This window comes from Candidatus Bandiella numerosa (genome assembly GCF_021811875.1).
Lineage (GTDB): Bacteria > Pseudomonadota > Alphaproteobacteria > Rickettsiales > Midichloriaceae > Aquirickettsia > Aquirickettsia numerosa_A.
Window position 1 is genome coordinate 1 of sequence record NZ_JAJBJD010000056.1, and the last position, 6,201, is coordinate 6,201.

Consider the following 6,201-nt stretch of genomic DNA (forward strand, 5'->3'; position numbering starts at 1 on the left):
ATCCAAAGAGAGAATTTTCAAAAAGCTAAATTTATTTGGGATGAAGCTATCCAAGAGATAGCTGCTGCCTAAAATTTAAGGGTCAGGGTTGTGTTGCGGCCATATTTCCATTAACTTGACGGTGCCATATAATCAATAAAATTTTTACGCTATTCTTTAAGAGTCTCATTATTTATTTTCTTTCCAACTATCTCAAGCTGAATGCTAATCAACGTGATGAAAATTGCAAGGAAAAATAATGAAAAAAACATAATAAATAATGGATATAACATTGATTCGTGAATTTTAGGGCCATCAAATGTGAGTACGCTACTTTTTTGATGTAAGGTTGTCCATAAATCCACTGAAAATTTGATAATGGGAAGATCTAATAACCCCAAAATAGCAAATGTAGCTGCAATTTTTGCACTCCTTAGTTCACTTTGAAAAGAATTTCTAACTAAAAAATATAACATCTCAAAACATAATAATACTAACATAGAAGTTAATCTTGCATCCCAAATCCACCATGTGCCCCATGCTGGTTTTCCCCAAATAGATCCAGTAATTAGAGTACAGATTGATAAATAGATACTGACATAAGCGAATGACTTTGCAAAAATATCATACATTGGATTTTTTGAGACAAGAAACAGCAATGAAGATATCCCAAGTAAAAAATAAAAAAATATTGAAAGCCAGGCTGATGGAACGTGTAGATATAATATTTTTACTAAGTTTATTTGTAAATAGTCATCAGGAGAATCATAAAATATAACGTAAAACCCCCATGTAAAACAAATACATGATAAAGTAAAAGTAATTATGGAAATTTTAGTTAAATATTTTTTTAGGAATTGGTAACTTATCATAAAAATGTAATTTAAATACTACTCACCACCGCCTAATTGGTGGATGTATATAGCTAACTGCCTAATTGTTGAATCAGATAATTTATCTTTCCAATATGGCATTACCCCGGCTCTGCCGTTGTATATTACATCATAAATTGTGCTATAATCATCTCCATACAACCAAATTGCGTCTCTAAGATTTGGCGCACCAAATTCCCTCCCTCCTGTGCCATCCTTCCCATGGCACGATGCACAATGCTCCTGATATAAAGTATCAGCCTCATTACTAAAAGAATCTTTGTTATTTAAGTTTAATATATATTTGGTTAGCATATCGATTTGCTTAGACGTTAGTATTTTATCCTTACCAAATGCTGCCATTGCAGAATCTCTAGTTTCTTCATGGGGCGATCTTATTCCGTACTGTAAAGTAGTGTATATGTCGTCAATTTTTCCTCCCCATAGCCATGCTCCTGATGTTAAATTTGGATATCCAATATTTCCACCCCCTCCGGCACCATGACAAACAGCGCAATTGTTTTGAAATGCGGATTTTCCACCAGCGTTTGCAAATTTCATTAAATTTCTATCTTTCAGTATTTCCTCAAAACTGCTGTTATCAAATTGCTTTTGATATTTCCCTCTTATTTTTTCAATTTCTTCTATACTTTCATTTAATTCTTTTTTAGAAGACCACTCTAATAAGCCTTTCCCATTTGGTACCGGCCAACTAGGATAAAGAAGCCAGTATATCAGTGTAAAAAATAATGCTATATAAAAAAACAACCTTAACCAAAATGGATCCGGATTATCATATTCCTTAATTCCATCCCATTCATGTCCAGTAGTTTTTGAAGCTTCCTTTTTTTTCATTTTATTCATTTTTTCTCGTTTAAAGGAATTTTGCTTAATAACTCATACAATTTTTTGGACTTTGGTCGAAATATCCAGCATATCAGCCCTATAATGCTTAACCCTAAAAATGATAGCGTAATTACCTTAATGTAAAATATTTCATTCATAAAGTGCTCACCAATTTCTACCTTTATTACTACTCAAATCAATCTTATTTCCAAGGCCTTGTAAATATGCAACTAGTGCATCCATTTCAGTAATATGGTCAACTTTTCTATTGAATTTTCTAATTGCTACCTTCTCTCCATACCTTTTCTTAAATGCTACAATTGCATTGCTATCCTGATTAATACCAAGTTGCACAGATATGTCGTTTTCATAATTCTCAATATAGTCTTTTGTATACGGCATTCCTGAGAGCTTTAAGGCAGACATTTTATTTGGTATATCATCAATTTTCAGTTCTCTTCTTAGCATAAATGGATACGCCGGCATAATTGATTCTGGAACCAATGATCGAGGGTTGTTTAAATGTTCTACATGCCAATCGTCCGAATATTTTTCTCCAACTCTTGCTAAATCTGGGCCTGTTCTTTTTGAGCCCCAAGCAAAAGGATAATCATACATACTTTCTACAGCTAAAGAATAATGTCCATACCTTTCAACTTCATCAGTTAATTTCCTTATTTGTTGACTATGACAGCCATAGCAACCCTCTCTTTTGTAAATAAAGAATCCTTGTAACTCAAGTGGGGTGTATAATCTAAGCTCCTCAGTTTTTTCCAGAGCTATTTCTTTTTTAAACAGAGGAAATATTTGAATAATAGCTCCAATCGACGTAACAACAATTGTTAGTACTAATAATATGAAAATATTTCTTTCTATTTTACTATGGAAAGCACTCATAAATTAAGCCAAAATCTCTTTTGTATTTTTATGCAAATTGGTTTTTGCAAATTTATTATTTCTAATAGTCATAAAGGTATTATAAAGCATAACTAAAGCTCCAAGCCAGAACAAAAATCCACCTATTGCCCTTATTAAATAATAAGGGCTTAAAATTTTAACAATTTCAACAAATGAATACTTTAAAAAACCCATATCATCATAACTTCTCCACATTAATCCCTGAGTTATTCCAGCAGTCCACATGGACGTAATATATAGTACTATTCCTATACAAGCTAACCATAGATGAATACTAATTAATTTTACAGAATACATATCTTTTTTACCCCATAAATCAGGTATCATGTGATATAGTGCTCCAAAGCTAATTAGTGCAACCCATCCAAGAGCGCCAGAATGAACATGACTGATCGTCCATTCTGTATAATGACTTAGAGCATTGACTGATTTTATCGCCATCACAGGTCCTTCAAATGTACTCATACCATAAAAAGCCACAGCAATGATTAAAAATCTTAAAACAGGATCATCTCTTAACTTGTGCCAAGCACCAGATAAAGTCATCATGCCGTTTACCATCCCGCCCCATGACGGTAGCCATAATATTATAGACATAGTCATCCCAAGTGTTTGAACCCAATCTGGTAAAGAAGTGTAAATTAAGTGATGTGGTCCAGCCCAAATATAAATAAAAATCAGCGCCCAAAAATGCAAAATGGAAAGTCTATATGAGTATATTGGTTTATTAGCTCTCTTGGGGACAAAATAATACATTATACCTATAAATCCTGCAGTTAACCAAAATCCTACTGCATTATGACCATACCACCATTGAATCATTGCAGATTGAACTCCGGAAAAATATGACACACTCCCTGGATCGGTTAATGATAATGGGATACTGATGTTATTGCCAACATGTAATACGGCAACCACAATTATAAAAGCAAGGAAGAACCAATTTGCGACATAAATGTGAGATTCCCTCCTATTTTTCAACGTCATAACATAAACGAATAAATATAAAAGCCATGTTACAGTGAGTAAAATATCTGCATACCACTCTGGTTCAGCATATTCTTTTCCTTGAGTAATGCCCATTACATATCCTGATGCAGCTAATAAAATAAATAATTGAAAAGAATAAAAAATAAAACTGACAATTTTAGGGGAATATATCCTGGTCTGACATGTTCTTTGTATAATATAAAAGGATGTAGCAAACAGTACGTTTCCTCCGAAAGCAAAAATAACGCCACTGGTATGAACAGGTCTTAATCTTCCAAAAGTAGTCCATTCTGTGCCAAAATTTAAATCAGGAAACACCATTTGAAACGCTATAAATACTCCCATTCCCATACCTATAATGGCCCAAAATAAGGAAGCAAGCGTAAACAACTTTATATTTTTATAGTCATAATTGACTATATTCATAAATAGTGCACATGAAATTTTCAGCTAAACTAGCATAAGTTAAAAAAGTAATCAATCAATAGAGTATTCGTGATTAGAAAATGGAGGAGTATTTTTGCTTTTTTATCGAAGTGATTGCCTGAAATCATGTAGGATATTTCATTTTCAACTTCATGTTTTTTAAGGTATTTGGCGCTTAATATTGTTTTATTAGATTCAAAATATTTTGTTACCTTAAAAATATTATCAGAGATAGCTACGATTTGAGGTTGATGTGTAATCAAAATAACTTGCATGCTTTTTGATAGCTCTTTTAAATTGATCCCAATCATTTTTGCAGTTTTACCGCCAGTACCTGAATCTATTTCATCAAAAATTATTGTCTTATTATCGTAATGATTACTTGAAATCAATTTCAAAGCCAGCATTATCCTTGAAATTTCACCACCTGAAGCAATTTTATCAATGCCCTCAAAGTTTTGTTCAGGATTTGTCTTAATTAATATTTGTACAGAATCAATTCCTTTTGGAGTTATTGATTCTGTACTCACTATATCAACTTTTAAATCCAGTTGCTCCATATTTAAATTTTTGGTAATTTCTAATAATTTTTCTCTAAGTTTTTGTGAAGCTTGTCTTCTTAAATTGCTTAGCTCTTTAGCGTATTTAAAATAATTTTGTTTTAACTCCGTAACATTTTTTTCAATCTGCTCAAGGTTAAACGTCTCATCTTCTAAAGCTTGTAACCTAATTTTGGATAGCTCAATAATAGCAGGAAATTTTGAAGAATCTTCTTTATACTTTTTTTCAGCTTCTTTAATTTTAAAATATCTACTTTCAATTTCCTCTATATTTTCGGTATCATCTATTAAATTTTGGCTGATTTTAGTTATTTCACTGTTGAAGGTCTCCAATTCCAAAATTATAGATTCTAAATTTTTGTCACAAGGAGTAAATACATCGGTAAATCTATTTAGCTGTTTATGTATAAACCATAATTCTGACAGTACATTACTATCACACTCAATTAGTTTTTTTGAAATTAATTGACTTATATCTAAAATTTTTGAAGATTCTAATAAGTTTTTCCTTTTTATAGCTAATTCGTCTAACTCATTTTCTAAAGCACCTAGCTCCTCTAAATCCTTTATTTTATTTAAAAGGTAGGCTCTTTCATATTCGTTTTTTTGAATATTACTTTGTAGTTCCTCCAATTCTTTTTTTAAAATCTGAATTTTTTGGTATATGATTTTAATATTGTTTAATTGATTTGAAGAATTAATGTAATTATCTAGTATATCAATGTGAGAGCTTGAATCTAGCAATTTCACCTGATTATGCTGAGAACAAATTTCGCACAGATACTTTTCTATGGCTTTGATATTATCAATTGTCGTTGGTTGATCGTTGATAAAAATCTTATTTTTGCTATCAGAGCTAATCACTCGTCTGATTATTAATGTTTTTTCATTATTGCAGAGGAACCCATTTTCAAGTAAGTAATTTGTAACATATTCATCACCAGAAATGTCAAATTCAACGGTTATTGACGTTGCTTTTGATTGATCCTTAATAACGTTGGAATTAGCTTTTTTTGCAAATATAGAAAGTAAGGCCTTCAGTATAATAGACTTCCCTGCTCCAGTCTCGCCAACTATACTTGTTAACCCTTTCTTAAAATTGATTTCTAAAAAATCTATAAGTATAAAATTTTTAATATACAGGCTAATTAACATAGATAAATAATAATAACTTCAGACAATCTTACTGAAATATAAATAAAATTACAAACTTAATAGCAGTTATTGCTTGCTATTCAAAACTTCATCAATTTCTTTTTTAAGTTCTGTAACGCTATTCTTTATATCATTTAATTGATCAAGCCCACTATCTATTTTGGTATTATTTGTATCTTTTTTCGTAGTAGAGTCCCCAGCTGTGACTTGATTCTTTAAAGAATTTATACTTGCTGGTATATTGGAAAGATTTGGGTTTTTCAAATTCGGTATCTTTAAACTAAAATTTCCATGACTTGCAACGCTCAAAAAGGAATAAATGATACCTAAAATAAGGCCGTTGCATAAATGCAAAGCAAGGAAGATATGCAATAAATGGATTTAAAAAATTAGATTCATATAAAGAAGAACGATAAGTTTGGTATAAAAGCTGATAGAATAATAGGAATTCAAGA

General features: G+C 31.2%; 7 protein-coding genes. All 7 read right to left on the minus strand.

The genetic code is table 11. The annotated features are described in order from the left end of the window. Nucleotides 1-149 precede the first annotated feature (149 nt). Nucleotides 150-851 (minus strand): heme ABC transporter permease CcmC, encoded by a 702-nt coding sequence (gene ccmC / locus L8D11_RS02890; RefSeq protein ID WP_236870175.1) that lies wholly within the window; start codon nt 849-851, stop codon nt 150-152. An 18-nt stretch (nt 852-869) separates the two neighbouring features. Continuing rightward, the gene (ccoP, locus tag L8D11_RS02895; protein ID WP_236870176.1) at nt 870-1,715 is read right to left on the minus strand and encodes a cytochrome-c oxidase, cbb3-type subunit III; all 846 of its coding nucleotides are present in this window, start codon (nt 1,713-1,715) and stop codon (nt 870-872) included. Next, nucleotides 1,712-1,855: a cbb3-type cytochrome c oxidase subunit 3 gene (locus tag L8D11_RS05985; protein ID WP_369127277.1), complete on the minus strand. Its 144-nt coding sequence runs from the start codon at nt 1,853-1,855 to the stop codon at nt 1,712-1,714. Before L8D11_RS05985 ends, ccoP begins: the two co-directional genes overlap by 4 nt. A 7-nt stretch (nt 1,856-1,862) precedes the next feature. Beyond that, complete coding sequence (gene ccoO / locus L8D11_RS02900) at nt 1,863-2,594, minus strand: cytochrome-c oxidase, cbb3-type subunit II (protein ID WP_236870177.1); 732 nt, start codon at nt 2,592-2,594, stop codon at nt 1,863-1,865. 3 nt (nt 2,595-2,597) lie between these two features. Continuing rightward, nucleotides 2,598-4,031: a cytochrome-c oxidase, cbb3-type subunit I gene (gene ccoN, locus L8D11_RS02905; RefSeq protein WP_236870178.1), complete on the minus strand. Its 1,434-nt coding sequence runs from the start codon at nt 4,029-4,031 to the stop codon at nt 2,598-2,600. A 29-nt stretch (nt 4,032-4,060) separates the two neighbouring features. Then, nucleotides 4,061-5,746: a DNA repair protein RecN gene (locus L8D11_RS02910; protein WP_236870179.1), complete on the minus strand. Its 1,686-nt coding sequence runs from the start codon at nt 5,744-5,746 to the stop codon at nt 4,061-4,063. A gap of 66 nt (nt 5,747-5,812) precedes the next feature. Continuing rightward, nucleotides 5,813-6,118: a hypothetical protein gene (locus L8D11_RS02915; RefSeq protein ID WP_236870180.1), complete on the minus strand. Its 306-nt coding sequence runs from the start codon at nt 6,116-6,118 to the stop codon at nt 5,813-5,815. Between the last annotated feature and the right edge of the window lie 83 nt (nt 6,119-6,201).

Coding starts and splice junctions, on each gene's coding strand:
- ccmC (WP_236870175.1), bottom strand. CDS start 851: ATGATAAGTTACCAATTCCTAAAAAAATATTTAACTAAAATTTCCATA.
- ccoP (WP_236870176.1), bottom strand. CDS start 1,715: ATGAATAAAATGAAAAAAAAGGAAGCTTCAAAAACTACTGGACATGAA.
- L8D11_RS05985 (WP_369127277.1), bottom strand. CDS start 1,855: ATGAATGAAATATTTTACATTAAGGTAATTACGCTATCATTTTTAGGG.
- ccoO (WP_236870177.1), bottom strand. CDS start 2,594: ATGAGTGCTTTCCATAGTAAAATAGAAAGAAATATTTTCATATTATTA.
- ccoN (WP_236870178.1), bottom strand. CDS start 4,031: ATGAATATAGTCAATTATGACTATAAAAATATAAAGTTGTTTACGCTT.
- L8D11_RS02910 (WP_236870179.1), bottom strand. CDS start 5,746: ATGTTAATTAGCCTGTATATTAAAAATTTTATACTTATAGATTTTTTA.